This window comes from Collimonas sp. OK242, from assembly GCF_900107095.1.
In the GTDB taxonomy this organism is placed as follows: Bacteria; Pseudomonadota; Gammaproteobacteria; order Burkholderiales; family Burkholderiaceae_D; genus Collimonas.
This window is the reverse complement of the sequence record NZ_FNOR01000017.1, coordinates 39,908-54,580: the sequence shown is the minus strand read 5'-3', so window position 1 is coordinate 54,580 and position 14,673 is coordinate 39,908. Positions and strand designations below refer to the sequence as shown.

The 14,673-nt window shown below is 57.8% G+C and carries 15 protein-coding genes; 5 read left to right on the top strand and 10 right to left on the bottom strand.

Annotated elements, in window-relative coordinates; all coding sequences use genetic code 11:
* Positions 1-24 precede the first annotated feature (24 nt).
* A complete protein-coding gene (locus tag BLV81_RS18335) occupies positions 25-675 on the bottom strand; it encodes a retropepsin-like aspartic protease family protein (RefSeq protein ID WP_092358927.1) in 651 nt (216 codons plus the stop codon).
* 109 nt (positions 676-784) lie between these two features.
* Entirely contained in the window at positions 785-1,270 is a 486-nt protein-coding gene (locus tag BLV81_RS18330) for a YajQ family cyclic di-GMP-binding protein (RefSeq protein ID WP_092358925.1), read from the bottom strand.
* 207 nt (positions 1,271-1,477) lie between these two features.
* On the opposite strand from BLV81_RS18330, the gene murB reads away from it, so the two are divergent.
* On the top strand, positions 1,478-2,509 hold the full coding sequence (gene murB, locus BLV81_RS18325; protein ID WP_176992889.1) for a UDP-N-acetylmuramate dehydrogenase: 1,032 nt from the start codon (positions 1,478-1,480) through the stop codon (positions 2,507-2,509).
* Between the two features lie 160 nt (positions 2,510-2,669).
* Here murB and BLV81_RS18320 read toward each other — a convergent pair whose 3' ends face one another.
* The 5 genes from BLV81_RS18320 to BLV81_RS18300 all read right to left on the bottom strand — a co-directional run bounded on the left by BLV81_RS18320 (position 2,670) and on the right by BLV81_RS18300 (position 7,798).
* Complete coding sequence (locus tag BLV81_RS18320) at positions 2,670-2,984, bottom strand: pyrimidine/purine nucleoside phosphorylase (RefSeq protein ID WP_092358923.1); 315 nt, start codon at positions 2,982-2,984, stop codon at positions 2,670-2,672.
* A gap of 37 nt (positions 2,985-3,021) precedes the next feature.
* Positions 3,022-4,356 (bottom strand): argininosuccinate synthase, encoded by a 1,335-nt coding sequence (gene argG / locus BLV81_RS18315; RefSeq protein ID WP_092358921.1) that lies wholly within the window; start codon positions 4,354-4,356, stop codon positions 3,022-3,024.
* A 59-nt stretch (positions 4,357-4,415) separates the two neighbouring features.
* Positions 4,416-5,330 (bottom strand): ornithine carbamoyltransferase, encoded by a 915-nt coding sequence (argF, locus tag BLV81_RS18310; RefSeq protein WP_092358919.1) that lies wholly within the window; start codon positions 5,328-5,330, stop codon positions 4,416-4,418.
* A gap of 187 nt (positions 5,331-5,517) precedes the next feature.
* Positions 5,518-6,498: a ribosome small subunit-dependent GTPase A gene (gene rsgA / locus BLV81_RS18305; RefSeq protein ID WP_092358918.1), complete on the bottom strand. Its 981-nt coding sequence runs from the start codon at positions 6,496-6,498 to the stop codon at positions 5,518-5,520.
* On the bottom strand, positions 6,491-7,798 hold the full coding sequence (locus BLV81_RS18300) for a M48 family metallopeptidase (protein WP_092358916.1): 1,308 nt from the start codon (positions 7,796-7,798) through the stop codon (positions 6,491-6,493). The genes rsgA and BLV81_RS18300 overlap by 8 nt, the downstream gene beginning before the upstream one ends.
* Before the next feature lie 88 nt (positions 7,799-7,886).
* Between BLV81_RS18300 and orn the strand changes: the two genes are divergently transcribed.
* Positions 7,887-8,492, top strand: a complete 606-nt coding sequence (gene orn / locus BLV81_RS18295) for an oligoribonuclease (protein WP_092358914.1) — start codon at positions 7,887-7,889, stop codon at positions 8,490-8,492.
* 62 nt (positions 8,493-8,554) lie between these two features.
* Here the strand turns inward: orn and BLV81_RS18290 are convergent, their stop codons facing one another.
* Entirely contained in the window at positions 8,555-9,253 is a 699-nt protein-coding gene (locus tag BLV81_RS18290) for a UPF0149 family protein (protein WP_092358912.1), read from the bottom strand.
* Between the two features lie 248 nt (positions 9,254-9,501).
* On the opposite strand from BLV81_RS18290, the gene BLV81_RS18285 reads away from it, so the two are divergent.
* Positions 9,502-10,494, top strand: coding sequence for a serine/threonine protein kinase (locus BLV81_RS18285; RefSeq protein WP_092358910.1), 993 nt, complete (start codon positions 9,502-9,504; stop codon positions 10,492-10,494).
* A 15-nt stretch (positions 10,495-10,509) separates the two neighbouring features.
* On the opposite strand, the gene BLV81_RS18280 is transcribed toward BLV81_RS18285, so the two are convergent.
* Positions 10,510-10,839: a DMT family transporter gene (locus BLV81_RS18280; protein ID WP_092358908.1), complete on the bottom strand. Its 330-nt coding sequence runs from the start codon at positions 10,837-10,839 to the stop codon at positions 10,510-10,512.
* Positions 10,840-10,897: 58 nt separating this feature from the next.
* Positions 10,898-11,794, bottom strand: coding sequence for a LysR family transcriptional regulator (locus BLV81_RS18275; RefSeq protein ID WP_092358906.1), 897 nt, complete (start codon positions 11,792-11,794; stop codon positions 10,898-10,900).
* 138 nt (positions 11,795-11,932) lie between these two features.
* Between BLV81_RS18275 and BLV81_RS18270 the strand changes: the two genes are divergently transcribed.
* Both BLV81_RS18270 and hmgA read left to right on the top strand, forming a co-directional pair.
* Positions 11,933-13,297, top strand: coding sequence for an MFS transporter (locus BLV81_RS18270; RefSeq protein WP_092358904.1), 1,365 nt, complete (start codon positions 11,933-11,935; stop codon positions 13,295-13,297).
* A gap of 46 nt (positions 13,298-13,343) precedes the next feature.
* Positions 13,344-14,663, top strand: a complete 1,320-nt coding sequence (hmgA, locus tag BLV81_RS18265; RefSeq protein ID WP_092358902.1) for a homogentisate 1,2-dioxygenase — start codon at positions 13,344-13,346, stop codon at positions 14,661-14,663.
* The last annotated feature ends 10 nt before the right edge of the window (positions 14,664-14,673 follow it).

Sequence of the window (14,673 nt, the reverse complement as noted above, 5' to 3'; positions counted from 1 at the left end):
CGCCCGCTGGTGTATCAAGCGCTGTCAGAAGCGCTTGGTCAACACCATCATCTCGCCTTCGCGCCGCATCTCGGTGCGGTTCAGGAACGACATGCCGAGCAGTGCGAACGGTAGTCCGGCCTCTTGCACCAGGGCATCGACCTGATTCATTTCAATGTCGCCGATCTTGACGGTATTCAGCTTGACCATATACGCCGGCGCCGCGCCGTTGGCGGTATTGACCGCGACCATCCTGCCCTTTTTGTAGTCCACGCCGAGCCGTACTGCGTCCGATGCGGGCAGGGCGATCATGGTGGCGCCGGTATCGACCAGCATGGTCATCATGGCGCCGTTGATCTGGGCCTGCGCCACAAAATGACCCTGCGGATTGACTTTCAAGGTGACGCTGGAAGCAGCGCCGGGCGCGCTGCGGCTGACGTATTCGCCGATGCCGATCACTTGCCGCTTGCCTTTCACCTCCAGCGTGGCGGTGGAGCCGTTGGCTTCCACCAGCTTTACGTCGTCGGTGACTTTGCTGCCAACCGAGAAAGTCTTCGGTCCGGAGCCGTCGATCACCAGCACAGCTTTTCCCGGAAACAGGCCGACTACGCCAATATCGGAAGCTTGTGCAGCACAGGCAACGCAAGAAATGGAAGCAAGTAAAAACAGGCGGTTGACTAGAGCAAACGGGCGCATTGTTGTCCGGCTTTCCTGGCAAGAGGTTAAGGTAGCGCCGTAGTGCCGATATCTTGAACAGCTGGCAACAGCAGGTGGATAATAACCCTATAAGTTGCCAAGCTACAATTTAGTCGCGGAAATTATTGAATTCCAGTGGCAAATCGGCCACTTCCTTGCGCAACATCGCCATTGCTGCCTGCAAATCGTCGCGCTTGGCGCCGGTGATGCGGACGGCGTCGCCCTGGATGCTGGCCTGGACCTTCATCTTGCTGTCCTTGACGATGCGGACGATCTTCTTGGCGGCTTCAGATTCGATACCGTTCTTGATCTTGATCACTTGCTTGACCTTGTCGCCACCGATTTTTTCGATCTTGCCGATGTCGAGAAAGCGCACGTCGACGTTGCGTTTGACCAGTTTCGAGGTCAGGACGTCGCGCACCTGGGCCAGTTGGAATTCCGAGTCGGCATACGCAGTCAGGTCGCGTTCCTTCAACTCGATGCGGGCGTCGCTGCCCTTGAAGTCGAAGCGGGTCGAGATTTCCTTGTTGGCTTGATCGTTGGCATTTTTTACTTCGACCAGATTAGCTTCCGATACGGTATCGAATGATGGCATGGTGATACTCCTTCAGTATGTTCAAACAAAGCCGGCAGGCTCAATAAGTGGCGCCGCCGTCGAGCTATGCGCATTTTAACGGACAAGAAACCCGAGATGTCGGTCTGGCCGGTCTATTTCTTATGTGCCCGTCTATCTTTTGGCGCCCGGGCCAGCCGCTGGCCGGATTCGCTTGCCGCAGTTAGTTACGCTTATAATCCCGATGCTATGACTATCTCCAAGCTTCCCTACCAATTCGATTTTTCGCTGCGCCAGCATAATACCTTTGGTATCGATGCCAGCGCACATGCCTACCTGCCGGTCGCTTCGCTGGAAACTCTGCAGATACTCAGGTCAGATCCTGATGCTGCCCGTCTGCCGCGGCTGGTGCTGGGCGGCGGCAGCAATCTGATCCTGACCCAGGATTTTCCGGGACTGGTGTTGCATATGTGTAATCGCGGACGGGAAGTTGTCGGCGCCGACGATGACGCTGTCTATGTACGGGCGGCAGCCGGCGAAAACTGGCATGAGACGGTGTTATGGACGCTGGAGCAAGGGCTGGCGGGGCTGGAGAACCTGTCCCTGATTCCCGGCAACGTCGGTGCTGCGCCGATCCAGAACATAGGCGCTTACGGTATTGAATTGCAAGAGCGTTTCCATGCGCTGACGGCAATCGATATGGAGAGCGGCGAAATCCTGACCCTCGATCGCAGCGCCTGCGCGTTTGATTATCGCGACAGCGTGTTCAAGCACAGCCTGCGCGACCGGGCAGTAGTGCTCGACGTTACCTTCGCCTTGCCGAAGCGCTGGCAGCCTGCTTTGCGTTATGCCGATGTGGCGCAAGAGCTGGACGCTCGCAAATTGCTGCAGCCAAACGCGCGCGATGTCAGCGATGCGGTGATTGCCATCCGCACCCGCAAGCTGCCGGACCCTGCAGTGATCGGCAATGCCGGCAGCTTTTTCAAAAATCCGATAGTGACGGCGCTACAGCGCAATGCGCTGCTGGAACAACATCCGCAATTGGTGAATTACCTGCAGCCGAACGGCAGTTACAAACTGGCTGCCGGCTGGCTGATCGACCAGTGCGGATGGAAAGGGAAAAACCTGGGCGCCGCGGGCGTTTATGAAAAACAGGCGCTGGTGCTGGTCAACCGCGGCGGCGCCAGCGGCCAGGATGTGGTGCGCCTGGCGCAAGCGGTGCAGGCTGATGTGAGGAGTAAATTTGGCGTAACGCTGGAGCCGGAACCGATTTTTATTTGAGCCGCAAGCGGTTCGCATCTCAATGTGTCATTATCAGGTCACATAACGGCATTAAACTCCGTTATGTCTCATCTCCAACACTCCCTAAAGTAATGGACTTAGCCCGTCATGCAACTGCATCACGGGCTTTTTTTGCACGCTTTTACGTTTTCCTGACTTCTTAGGCGTAATGGCAAACGTAGTTCACGGTTTCCAGCGTCTCGATATCGAAACTCGAATTGGCCGGGATTTCGAAGCTATCGCCACCGTTGTACGTAGTCCATGCTTGCTGGTCTTTCTGGCGTACGCGGCAGCTGCCGCTGGTGATGTCCATGATTTCCGCCACGCCGGTGTTGAACGTCAGGGCTGACGGCAAGATGACGCCGAGCGTCTTCTTGCTGTCATCCGCGAAAACGACGGTGTGGGAAATGCATTTGCCGTCGAAATAGACATTGCCTTGCTTGAGGACAGTGACATTGTCGAATTGTGTAGTCATGTTGAGTTCTTTTTGAGTTTTTTTGTAGGCGTGGATTTTATTCTGCGTCTTTGTCCAGCAGCGGCAGCGACACGGCGTTGCTGGAGGCGAGCAGGCCGGTGCTTTGATAGATCGCCAGCTTTTGGCGCGTATCGCTGATGTCGAGGTTGCGCATGGTCAGTTGGCCGATACGGTCTTGCGGCGAGAAGGCGCCTTCGCCCTTTTCCATGGTCAGGCGTTCCGGATGATAGGTCAGGTTGGCCGACTCGGTGTTGAGGATAGAATAATCGTTGCCGCGGCGCAGCTCGATCGTGACCTCGCCGGTGATGGCGCGCGCCACCCAGCGTTGTGCGGACTCGCGCAGCATGATCGCTTGCGAGTCGAACCAGCGGCCTTGATACAGCAGGCGGCCCAGGCGGCGGCCGCTTTCACGATATTGCTCGATGGTGTCTTCGTTATGGATGCCGGTGACCAGGCGCTCGTAGGCGATGAACAGCAGGGCCAGGCCCGGCGCTTCATAGATGCCGCGGCTCTTGGCTTCGATGATGCGGTTTTCGATCTGGTCGCTCATGCCCAGGCCGTGGCGTCCGCCGATACGGTTGGCTTCCATCAGCAGGTCGACCTGGCTGGCATACACGATGCCGTTGAGCGCGACCGGACGGCCTTCTTCAAAGCGTACGCTGACTTCTTCGCGCTTGACTTCCACGTCGTCGCGCCAGAAGGCGACGCCCATGATCGGTTCGACGATCTTCATGCCGGAGTTCAGGAACTCAAGGTCTTTCGCTTCATGCGTGGCGCCGAGCATGTTGGAATCCGTTGAATAGGCTTTTTCCACCGACATCTTGTAATCGAAGCCCGACTTGATCATGAATTCCGACATTTCCTTGCGGCCGCCCAATTCCTCGATGAACTTGTCGTCGAGCCAAGGCTTGTAGATGCGCAGCTTAGGATTGACCAGCAGGCCGTAGCGGTAGAAACGCTCGATATCGTTACCCTTGAAGGTGCTGCCGTCGCCCCAGATATCGACTTTGTCTTCGCGCATGGCGGCCACCAGCATGGTGCCGGTGACGGCGCGTCCGAGCGGCGTGGTGTTGAAGTAGGTGACGCCTGCGGTGGAGATGTGGAAGGCGCCGCTCTGCAGGGCGGCGATGCCTTCGGCCACCAGCTGTTCGCGGCAATCGACCAGGCGCGCCAGTTCAGCGCCGTAGGCCTTGGCTTTTTGGGGGATGGCGTCGTAGTTCGGCTCGTCAGGCTGGCCCAGGTTGGCTGTATAGGCGTAGGGAATGGCGCCTTTCTGGCGCATCCAGTGCAGCGCGGCGCTGGTATCGAGGCCGCCTGAAAAGGCGATGCCGACTTTTTCGTTAACCGGAACGGATTGCAGGATATTGGACATGATATTTCGTGTGGGTTGTTGTGACTGGGGTTGTACTGAGTTTGTACCGAATTTGTACGCTATGCGACTTTTCCGAGCACCAGGTATTCGAGCAAAGCTTTTTGCACATGCAAACGGTTTTCAGCTTCGTCCCAGACTACCGATTGCGGGCCGTCGATCACTTCGGCCGCAACTTCCTCGCCGCGATGCGCCGGCAGGCAATGCATGAACAAGGCATCCGGCTGGGCGCGCTGCATCTTGGCCTGGTCGACGATCCAGCCGTCGAAGGCTTTCAGGCGTGCCGCGTTTTCGTCTTCATAACCCATGCTGGTCCAGACGTCGGTGGTGACCAGGTCGACCCCTACGCAGGCGTCGGAGGGGTTGGCGAAGAAGGTGTAGCGCTGGTTGCCGGCGGTTACTTGCGCCGGGTCGATATCGTAACCCTTGGGGGTCGAGACATTGACGTGGAAACCGAACACCTGCGCCGCTTGCAGCCACGAATACAGCATGTTGTTGGCGTCGCCGATCCAGGCTACCTTCTTGCCGGCGATGGAGCCGCGGTGTTCGATGTAGGTGAAGATGTCGGCCAGCACCTGGCAAGGATGCTGCTCGTTGGTCAGGCCGTTGATCACCGGCACCCGCGAGTGGGTGGCGAAGCGTTCGATGATGTCCTGGCCGAAAGTACGGATCATGATGACGTCGCACATGCGCGACATTACCTGCGCCGCATCTTCCACCGGCTCACCGCGTCCCAGCTGGCTGTCGCGCGTGTTGAGGTAGATGGCGGCGCCGCCGAGCTGATGCATGCCGGCTTCGAACGACAGGCGGGTGCGGGTCGAGTTTTTCTCGAACACCATCACCAGCGTGCGGTCGAGCAGCGTGTAATGCGGTTCGTAATTCTTGAATTTGCGTTTGATGAGACGGCTACGTTCAATCACGTACTCGTATTCGTCCAGCGAAAAATCAGAAAACTGCAGGTAATGTTTGATTGCCATAAATGAAAACGGCGGCCGCTGTGGCGACTGCCGCCGATAGTTGGAATTCCATTTTTAAAACAACTGCTCAATTGCCGCACTGCCCGCTTCCCGACTACCCGAGATTGGCTTAGAAATGAAATAAGTGCTTCAATTATAAGGGATTTCAGTAGAAAAGATACCCGTCGAAAAGTGGTTGTTTTGATAATCAATACAGTTTTTGCGACGATTCATGCAACAACTGCACGTACAACTGATGCCGCATCGGCGATATTCTGTTTTCCTTGACCGCTTCCAGCACGGCGCAGCTCGGCTCGGTCAGATGGTGGCAGTTGTAAAATTTGCATTTGCCAAGATAGGGTGAGAATTCGGTGAAGGCGCGCTCCAGCATGCCTTCGCTCAGCTGGTACAAGCCGAATTCCTGGAATCCCGGCGAATCGATGATGTTGGCGGGATTGCCGCCCAGGCTGGTGTCAGCCGCATCCATTTCGTACAAGCGGGTGAAGGTAGTGGTGTGCTTGCCGGTATCGAGGGCGGCGGAAATTTCGCGCACGGCAATATCGGCGCCTGGCATGATCAGGTTGATCAGCGACGATTTGCCCATGCCGGACTGGCCGATCAGGATGGTTGACTTTCCCGCCAGCAGGGGCGCCAGCGTGGCGCAGGTTTGTTCCGGAAATGCCCGTGCCGACACTTCATGCACCGGGTAGCCGAGGCCGGCATACAGTTGCAGCCGTTGCCGGGTCTTGGCCAGCGATTCGACGATATCGGTCTTGTTCAGCACGATATGCGCGGTCACGCCGGCGGCTTCGGCGGCCACCAGCGCGCGTGAAATCAGATCGTCGGCAAAACCGGGTTCGGTGGCCACCACGATGAACAGCTGGGTGACGTTGGCCGCCAGCAGCTTGGATTTGTACTGGTCGGAGCGGTACAGCAGGCTGTGGCGCTCATCGATGGCTTCGATCACGCCCTGGTTGGGCGAAGTCAGCTTCAACTGAACCCGGTCGCCGACGGCGACATCGCTTTTCTTGCCGCGCGTGACGCATTGCAATTTGAGCGACTCTTGCAGCGACCCTTCGCCAATTTTTCCTTGCACCAGATAGTGCCGGCCGTGGGCGGCAATCACCAGGCCGCTGCCGGCCTGGTTGCTGTGTTGCTTGTGGCGGCTTGGCTTGCTGTGATCAACCATGTGCTGCCATCGGCTTGTCGCCCAATTTATCTGACAACTTATTGCTTAATTTTTTGATCCGCACCGAGGCCGGCGGGTGCGAATCGTAGAACGCAGAGTGCAGGGGATCCGGTGTCAGGGTTGAGGCATTGTCTTCATACAGCTTGACCAGCGCCGCCACCAGATCGTTGGCGTCGGTGTGCTGTGCGGCAAATGCGTCGGCTTCGAATTCGTGTTTGCGCGAGCTGATCGACGACAGCGGCGACAGCAGGAAGGTAAAGATCGGCAGCGCCAGCATGAACAGGATCAGCGCCATCGCATCGTTGTTGCTGAAGTCGACCAGCAGCAGCGGATTGACGCCGAGGCCGGTGTAAAACCAGAATTGCAGTTTCAGGTAACCGAGCAAGGCCAGGAACGCCAGCGAAAGCGCGAACATGACGACAATGCGTTTGGCTATGTGCTTGAGCTTGAAGTGGCCCAGTTCATGCGCCAGCACCGCTTCGATTTCATGCGGCGCCAGGCGCGCCAGCAGGGTGTCGAAAAAAACAATCCGCTTGCCGGCGCCGAAGCCAGAGAAATAGGCGTTGCCGTGGGCGCTGCGCTTAGAGCCGTCCATCACGAACAAGCCCTTGGAAGCGAAGCCGACCCGTTTCATCAAGCCTTCGATACGCTCGCGCAGGCTGTCGTCGTTGAGTGGCGTGAATTTATTGAACAGCGGCGCAATCACGGTAGGGTAGAGCACCAGCATCAACAGCTGGAAAGCGCTGAATACCAGCCAAGCGTAAAACCACCAGAGATCGCCCGATTTAGCCATCAGCTGCAACACTACCCAGATCAGCGGCAAGCCGATGGCGGCGCCGATCAAGGTATTTTTCAGCATATCGGTAAGGAACAGCCGGACCGTCATCTTGTTAAAGCCGAACCGGGCTTCCAGCACGAATTGCTTGTAATAATCCAGCGGCAGGTCGATCAGGCCGGAAATGGCGCCGAATGCCATCAGCAAGCCCAGCTGATAGACCATGCCGGGCCCGGCCCAGTTGAATATGATGTTGGAAAGCAACTGCAAACCGCCCAATAGCGTGAAGCCGATCAGGACCGCAGCGCTCACCAGCATCGAAAACAGGCCGAATTTGGTCTTGGCGACGGTGTAGTCGGCAGCGCGCTGGTGCGCGGCCAAGGGGATCTTTTCGGCGAATTCGGCCGGTACGGCGCTGCGGTGGGCCAGCACATGGCGAATCTGGCGCGAACTCAGCCAAAAGCGCAGCACCAGGGTGATCACCAGGAAAACGATGAATAAAACAGAAAATGCAAATGAAGACATGTAGTCCCTATGTGAGAAAATAGCCGTTTTATGGCTTACGCAAACAAACGTTGGGCCTGCCTTAGCTAATACAACCAAGAGAACAATTATGTCACAAGCCGACGATATATCCGCTACACCTGAAGCTCCGCCAGTTCCCGCGGCGCCGGTGCGGCCTAACGAATTCAACCTGATCTGGGTCGACATGGAAATGACCGGGCTCAATCCGGATAGCGACCGCATCATTGAAGTGGCGGTAGTGGTGACCGATCCGCAATTGAATATCCTGGCGGAAGGGCCGGTGTTTGCGATTCATCAGCCTGACGAAATAATGGATGGCATGGATGCCTGGAACAAGGGCACCCACGGCCGCTCCGGCCTGATCGAAAAGGTGAAAGCCTCGACCGTGACCGAAAGCGAGGCCGAATTGGCGCTGATCGCGTTCCTGAAAAAATACGTGCCGAACGGCAAATCGCCTATGTGCGGCAACACGATTTGCCAGGATCGCCGCTTCATGGCGCGCGGGATGCCCAAGCTGGAAGCGTTTTTCCACTACCGCAACCTGGATGTTTCCACCCTGAAAGAACTATGCCGCCGCTGGAAGCCGGAACTGGCCAGCGGCTTCAAGAAGCATCAAAAGCACACCGCGCTGGCGGACATCATCGAATCGATTGAAGAGCTGCGCTATTACCGCGAGCATTTCATCAGGGAATAACGCCGCATCAAGCTGGATGCCGACGGGTGGATGCGCTTGGCGCTATCCACCTGCTGCCTGGTTTAGTCTTCGCTGGAATCGATGCCGCAGCATTTCTTGAATTTCTTGCCGCTGCCGCAGATGCACTCATCATTGCGGCCGACTTTCGGCCGGTCGCGCTGGATGGTGGTGACCGCCGATTTACGGTGCGGCAGCCAGTAACGGTAGATTTCCGGAATCGCCGCTTCCACCTCTACTGCCAGCTTATGGCGCTGTACCGGATCTTCGCGCAACGCCATTTCTTCCTCTTCCAGTTCTTCCGCGCCTAGCAAGTAGATAGGGCGCACCACCGTCGCCAGGTTGGAGTGCCAGATCGGTTCCCAGGCTTTGGCGCGCAGGTTGATGCCTTCCCAGAAACCCCAGGTCCAGGCTTCGCCGTCGAGCAGGCTCTTACCTTCGTGCTCATGTTCGCAAAACAGCGGTTCGTATTCTTTCGGCGCCACTTCCAGCGTGACCGCGATTTCATTCATGTAGCGCGCAATCAGGCCGACGATCCTTTCATATTCCTTGTCGGACTTGAATTTCGGCGCATCCTTCAGCGACGGCCCCCACACATGCGGCAGCCATTCGCCCAGCAAAACCTGTTCCGGGCCGATTACCAGCGCCGTCAGATAGCCGTGCAGGGTATCCATGGTCATGCTGTCTTCAGCGCAACGATCGGACAATAAAAAATCGTCCAGTTCGTCAAATTCTTTGTCTGAGAGGGGTTCGTCGAGATTCATGGAGATGGCCGCTTAAATTTACGATGGAAATGGGGATACGGATTTTACGATTGAAATGCGCTCAAGCTGCAAAATATTCGAGGTACTTGTCCGTGGGCAACCATTTATTCTGTGAAAGTCTACCTGAAGCTGCGGCAGGATAGCGAGGTAAGAGTTTATTGACTACCAGATCACATTATCTTATATGAAAAGCAGAATGCTCACCCCCGAAGACCTTAACTAAGCCGCTGACGCTTACAATAGCCGACATGACTATTCCAAGCCCCGCATCATTTTCTACCCTCACGCCTGATACTGTACTGGACGCGCTCGACAGCATCGGCCTGCATGGCGATGGCCGTCTGCTGGCGCTGAACAGCTACGAAAACCGCGTGTACCAGATCGGCATGGAGCAAGGGCCGCCGCTGGTGGCGAAATTCTATCGGCCGCAACGTTGGAGCGACGCCGCCATCCTGGAAGAACACGGTTTCGTGCAAGAGCTGGTGGAACGCGAGATCCCGGTGGTGGCTGCATGGGCGGCGGAAGACGGCCGCACCCTGCATCAGTTCGAGGGTTTTCGCTTTGCGGTGTTTCCGCGCCACGGCGGCCGCGCGCCGGAGCTGGAAGATAGCGCCACGCTGGAATGGCTGGGCCGTTTCCTCGGCCGCATCCACGCAGTCGGCGCACTCAGCAATTATCAACACCGGCCGACACTGGATATCGTCAGTTTTGGCGAAGAACCTAGCGCATTTTTACTGGCCAACAATTTTGTGCCGGACGATCTGCTGGAAGCTTATCGCAGCACCGTGACCCAGGCCCTGCTGGGCGTGCGCCGCTGTTTCGAGCGTGCCGGCAGTGTCGGCGCCTTGCGCCTGCATGGCGATTGCCATGGCAGCAATGTGCTGTGGACCGACGCCGGGCCGCATTTTGTCGATTTCGACGATAGCCGCATGGGGCCGGCGGTGCAGGATTTGTGGATGCTATTGTCCGGCGAACGCAGGGACATGGTGCGGCAAATGGGCAGCTTGCTGGCCGGCTATGAAGATTTCTGCGATTTCGATACGCGCGAGCTGTACCTGATCGAAGCCCTGCGCACGCTGCGCCTGATCCACTACGCAGCCTGGATCGCGCGGCGCTGGGACGACCCGGCTTTCGCCGTGGCCTTCCCCTGGTTTAATACCCAGCGCTATTGGCAAGACCGGGTGTTGGAGTTGCGCGAACAAATCGCGCTGATGGATGAGCCGCCGCTGTGGCAGACATGAACGTCGCCGTGCCGCTTAGTGCGCTACCGATTTGGAGAACACGTTCAACACCAGCACGCCGGAAACAATCAGGCCGACGCCGATCAGCGCCGCTGCATCCAGGCTTTGCTTCAGGAACAGCCAGCCGACCAGGGCGATCAGCGCAATGCCGATACCCGACCACAGCGCATAGACGATCGCCACCGGCATCGTGCGCAATGTGAGCGACAGGAAGTAGAAGGCCGTCAGGTAGCCCGCCACCACGGCAATCGACGGCACCAGCCGGGTGAATTCGGCACTGGCTTTCAAGGCACTGGTGGCAATCACTTCGGCAACGATGGCGATCAATAGATAGACCCAATGCATGATTTCTCCCGGCTAAAAATAAAACGTAGATAAAACAAAATTCTGCAACTCTGGAACTCTAGTCGATAGCCGCAAACAGCTCTGTAACAAAATCGACAAATACCCTTACCTTGGCCGACAACTGATGGCTCTGGTGATACACCACCGATACCGGCGGCCCCGGCGTCGCCCAGTCTGCCAGAACCGGGGTCAAGAGGCCATCGCGAATCTGCGGATTGAGCGAGAGCGTCAGCAGCTGGACGATGCCGGCGCCGCTGCCGGCGGCATGGATCAGTGTTTCAGCGTGATTGATGGCGATATTGCCGGGCGGCGCCCAACTGAATTCTTGCCTGCCCTTGCTGAAGGTCCAGGGGACGTTCTGGCCGCTGTTGGGGTGAATGAAAGCGAGGCAACGGAAACCGCTTAGTTCCTGCGGCGTCTGCGGAGTTCCGTAGCGCGCCAGGAACTGCGGCGACGCGCAGCACAGGTTGCGGGTTTGATAGATGCGGCGCGCCACCATGCTGGAATCCTTCAGCTCGCCGATGCGGATCCAGACATCGCCGCGCCCCTCCACCATGTCGACCATGCGGTCGCCGACGTTCAGCCTGATCGACAGATCGGGATACAGCGCGGCAAAGCGCTCCAGCGCCGGCGCCAGGTAAATGCGGGCAATCACGGTAGGCACATCGACGCGCAAGATACCCTGGGGCGTCACGCGCCGGCCCTGCAATGCATCTTCCAGTTCGCTCATGTCGCCCAGCAAGCGTTGCGCGCGCTGATAGCAGCTATGGCCATCGTCGGTCAGGGAAATCTTGCGGGTGGTGCGATTCAGCAGGCGTACGCCGAAATGCCGCTCCAGGGCGGCAATGTGATTGGTGATGGTGGCGTTCGACATCTCCAGCTGCTCAGCCGCGCGGCTGAAGCTGTTCAGTTCCACCACCTGGCAAAATACCCGTAACGATTCCAGCCTGTCCATGGTGACGATTTTATATTATTTAAGATATTTAAAAAATGATTTTAATTATTGACTATTTTTCTGATTATTAAAAAGGATGATAATGCCAAAAACCAGATCGTATTGATACGACGCCAACACTTACACAAGGAGACACGCATGGCCACTGCGACGAAGAATACGAATAGTAGTCAGATAGACATTCCCGCCCTGATCGACCGCAGCCGCATCGGCAATTTCCAGGTCGTCATGCTGATCCTGTGCGCCATCTGCCTGATCATCGACGGTTTCGACGTCCAGGCCATGGGTTATGTGGCGCCTGCCATCATCCAGGAATGGGGCATCGCCAAAGCCAATCTGGGGCCGGTGTTCGGCGCCGGCTTATTCGGCATGCTGGTGGGCTCGCTCTGTTTCAGCATCCTGGCCGACCGCATCGGCCGCCGCCCGGTGTTGATTGCCGCCACTTTGTTCTTCGCCGCCTGCATGTTGTTGACGCCTCTGGCCGGCACGGTCGGGCAACTCATCGTACTGCGCTTCGTGACCGGCCTCGGGCTGGGCGCGATCATGCCGAATGCGATGGCGCTGGCCGGCGAATACAGTCCCGTGCGCAAGCGGGTCACCTTGATGATGCTGGTTTCCTGCGGTTTCACCTTGGGCGCGGTGCTGGGCGGTTTGTTGTCGGCGGCATTGATTCCGCGCTTCGGCTGGCAATCGGTATTCCATGTCGGCGGCGTCGTGCCGCTGGTGATCGGCGTGCTGATGATCTTCCTGCTGCCGGAGTCGATGCAATTCCTGGTGTTGCGCGGCAAACGGCTGGAGCAGGTCGGCAAGTGGCTGCGCCGTATCGATCCTGCGGTCGTGATCAGTCAGGATACGCGCTACGTCGTCAACGAAAAAGCCGGCAAGGGCGCGCCTATGCTGCAATTGTTCCAGGAGGGCAGGGCCAAGGTCACTATCCTATTGTGGATCATCAATTTCATGAACCTGGTGAATCTGTATTTCCTGTCGAACTGGTTGCCGACGATTGCCAAGGATGCCGGCCTGTCCACCGCCACCGCGGTGATGGCCGGCACCACCTTGCAGATCGGCGGCACGCTGGGCACCCTGATCATGGGGCAGTTGATTGACCGCTCCGGCTTCCGCCGCGTGCTGATTCCGGTATTCCTGATCGCAGGAATGGCAGTGGCCTTGATCGGCCGTCCCGAGGTCTCGTTGCTGTTCCTGTTTGCCAGCATCTTCGTTGCCGGTTTCTGCATAGTCGGCGGCCAGCCTGCGGTGAACGCGTTGGCAGGCACCTACTACCCGACCACATTGCGTTCCACCGGCATCGGCTGGAGCCTGGGCATAGGCCGCGTCGGTTCTATCGTCGGTCCGGTGCTGGGCGGTGAGCTGATCCGCCTGAACTGGCCGAACAGCAGCATCTTCATCTTGTTGGCCGTGCCGGCGCTGGTGTCGGCCGTGATGCTGATGCTGATGCAAGAGACTTCGCAACGTAAGGCAGCGCATGTTGTTATTGCGCACTAGGATGAGAACTTGAACCAGGTCGAAATTTGAACCGAGGATAAAACCCATGGAAAACATCAACGCGCTGCGTTACCAGTCCGGATTCTGCAATGACTTCGCCAGCGAAGCCCTGCCCGGCGCCTTACCCGCAACTCAGAATTCACCGCAGAAAGCGCCTTACGGCCTGTATGCGGAACAACTGTCCGGCACCGCATTTACCGCGCCGCGCGCGCACAACCGGCGCTCCTGGTTGTACCGTATCCGGCCGGGCGCAATGCACCACGAATTTGAAAAAATCGCGCAATCTCTGCAACCTTTGCTGGCCAGCGGTCCGTTCACCCAGATCGATACGCCGCCCAACCAGTTGCGCTGGAATCCATTGCCATTGCCGGCCGACGATCAGCCCACCGATTTTATCGATGGCATCGTCACCTTTGCCGGCAACGGCGACGCCGCAGCGCAGGCCGGGATTGCAATTCACCTGTACGCGGCAAATCGCTCCATGCATGACCGCTTCTTTTACGATGCCGACGGCGAATTGCTGATCGTGCCGCAAGAAGGACGTTTGCTGGCCAGGACCGAACTCGGCGTGCTGGAAGTCAAACCTGGCGAAATCGTCGTGATCCCGCGCGGCATGCGCTTTCGGATCGAACTGCCGGACGGCAGCGCGCGCGGTTATATCTGCGAAAACTACGGCGCTGCTTTTCAATTGCCGGAACTGGGCCCGATCGGCGCCAACGGCCTGGCCAATGCGCGCGATTTCCAGGCGCCGGTGGCGGCCTACGAAGATCGCGAAGGAGAGTTCCAATTGCTGGCCAAATTCGGCGGCCAGTTATGGACCGCGCGCATCGATCATTCGCCGCTGGACGTGGTGGCCTGGCATGGCAATTACGCGCCGTACAAATACGACCTGAGCTTGTTCAACACCATCAACACGGTCAGCTACGATCACCCGGATCCATCCATTTTCACGGTGCTGACTTCGCCCACGGATACGGCCGGCACCGCCAACGTCGATTTCGTGATTTTCCCGCCACGCTGGATGGTGGCCGAGCACACCTTCCGGCCGCCATGGTTCCACCGCAACATCATGAGCGAATACATGGGCCTGATCGAGGGCGCCTACGATGCCAAGGCCGAGGGTTTTACACCGGGCGGCGGCAGCCTGCACAACTGCATGAGCGGCCACGGCCCCGATGCGGCAACGTTCGACAAAGCGTCCAGTACGACGTTGGCGCCGCAACGCATAGCCAATACGATGGCCTTCATGTTTGAAAGCCGCTACATGATTCATCCCACGCCCTATGCGCTGGCGACGCCGCTGCTGCAGAAGGACTATCTGCAATGCTGGCACGGTTTGAAAAAGAATTTCAACGGCCAGCCATGATGCAACAAGA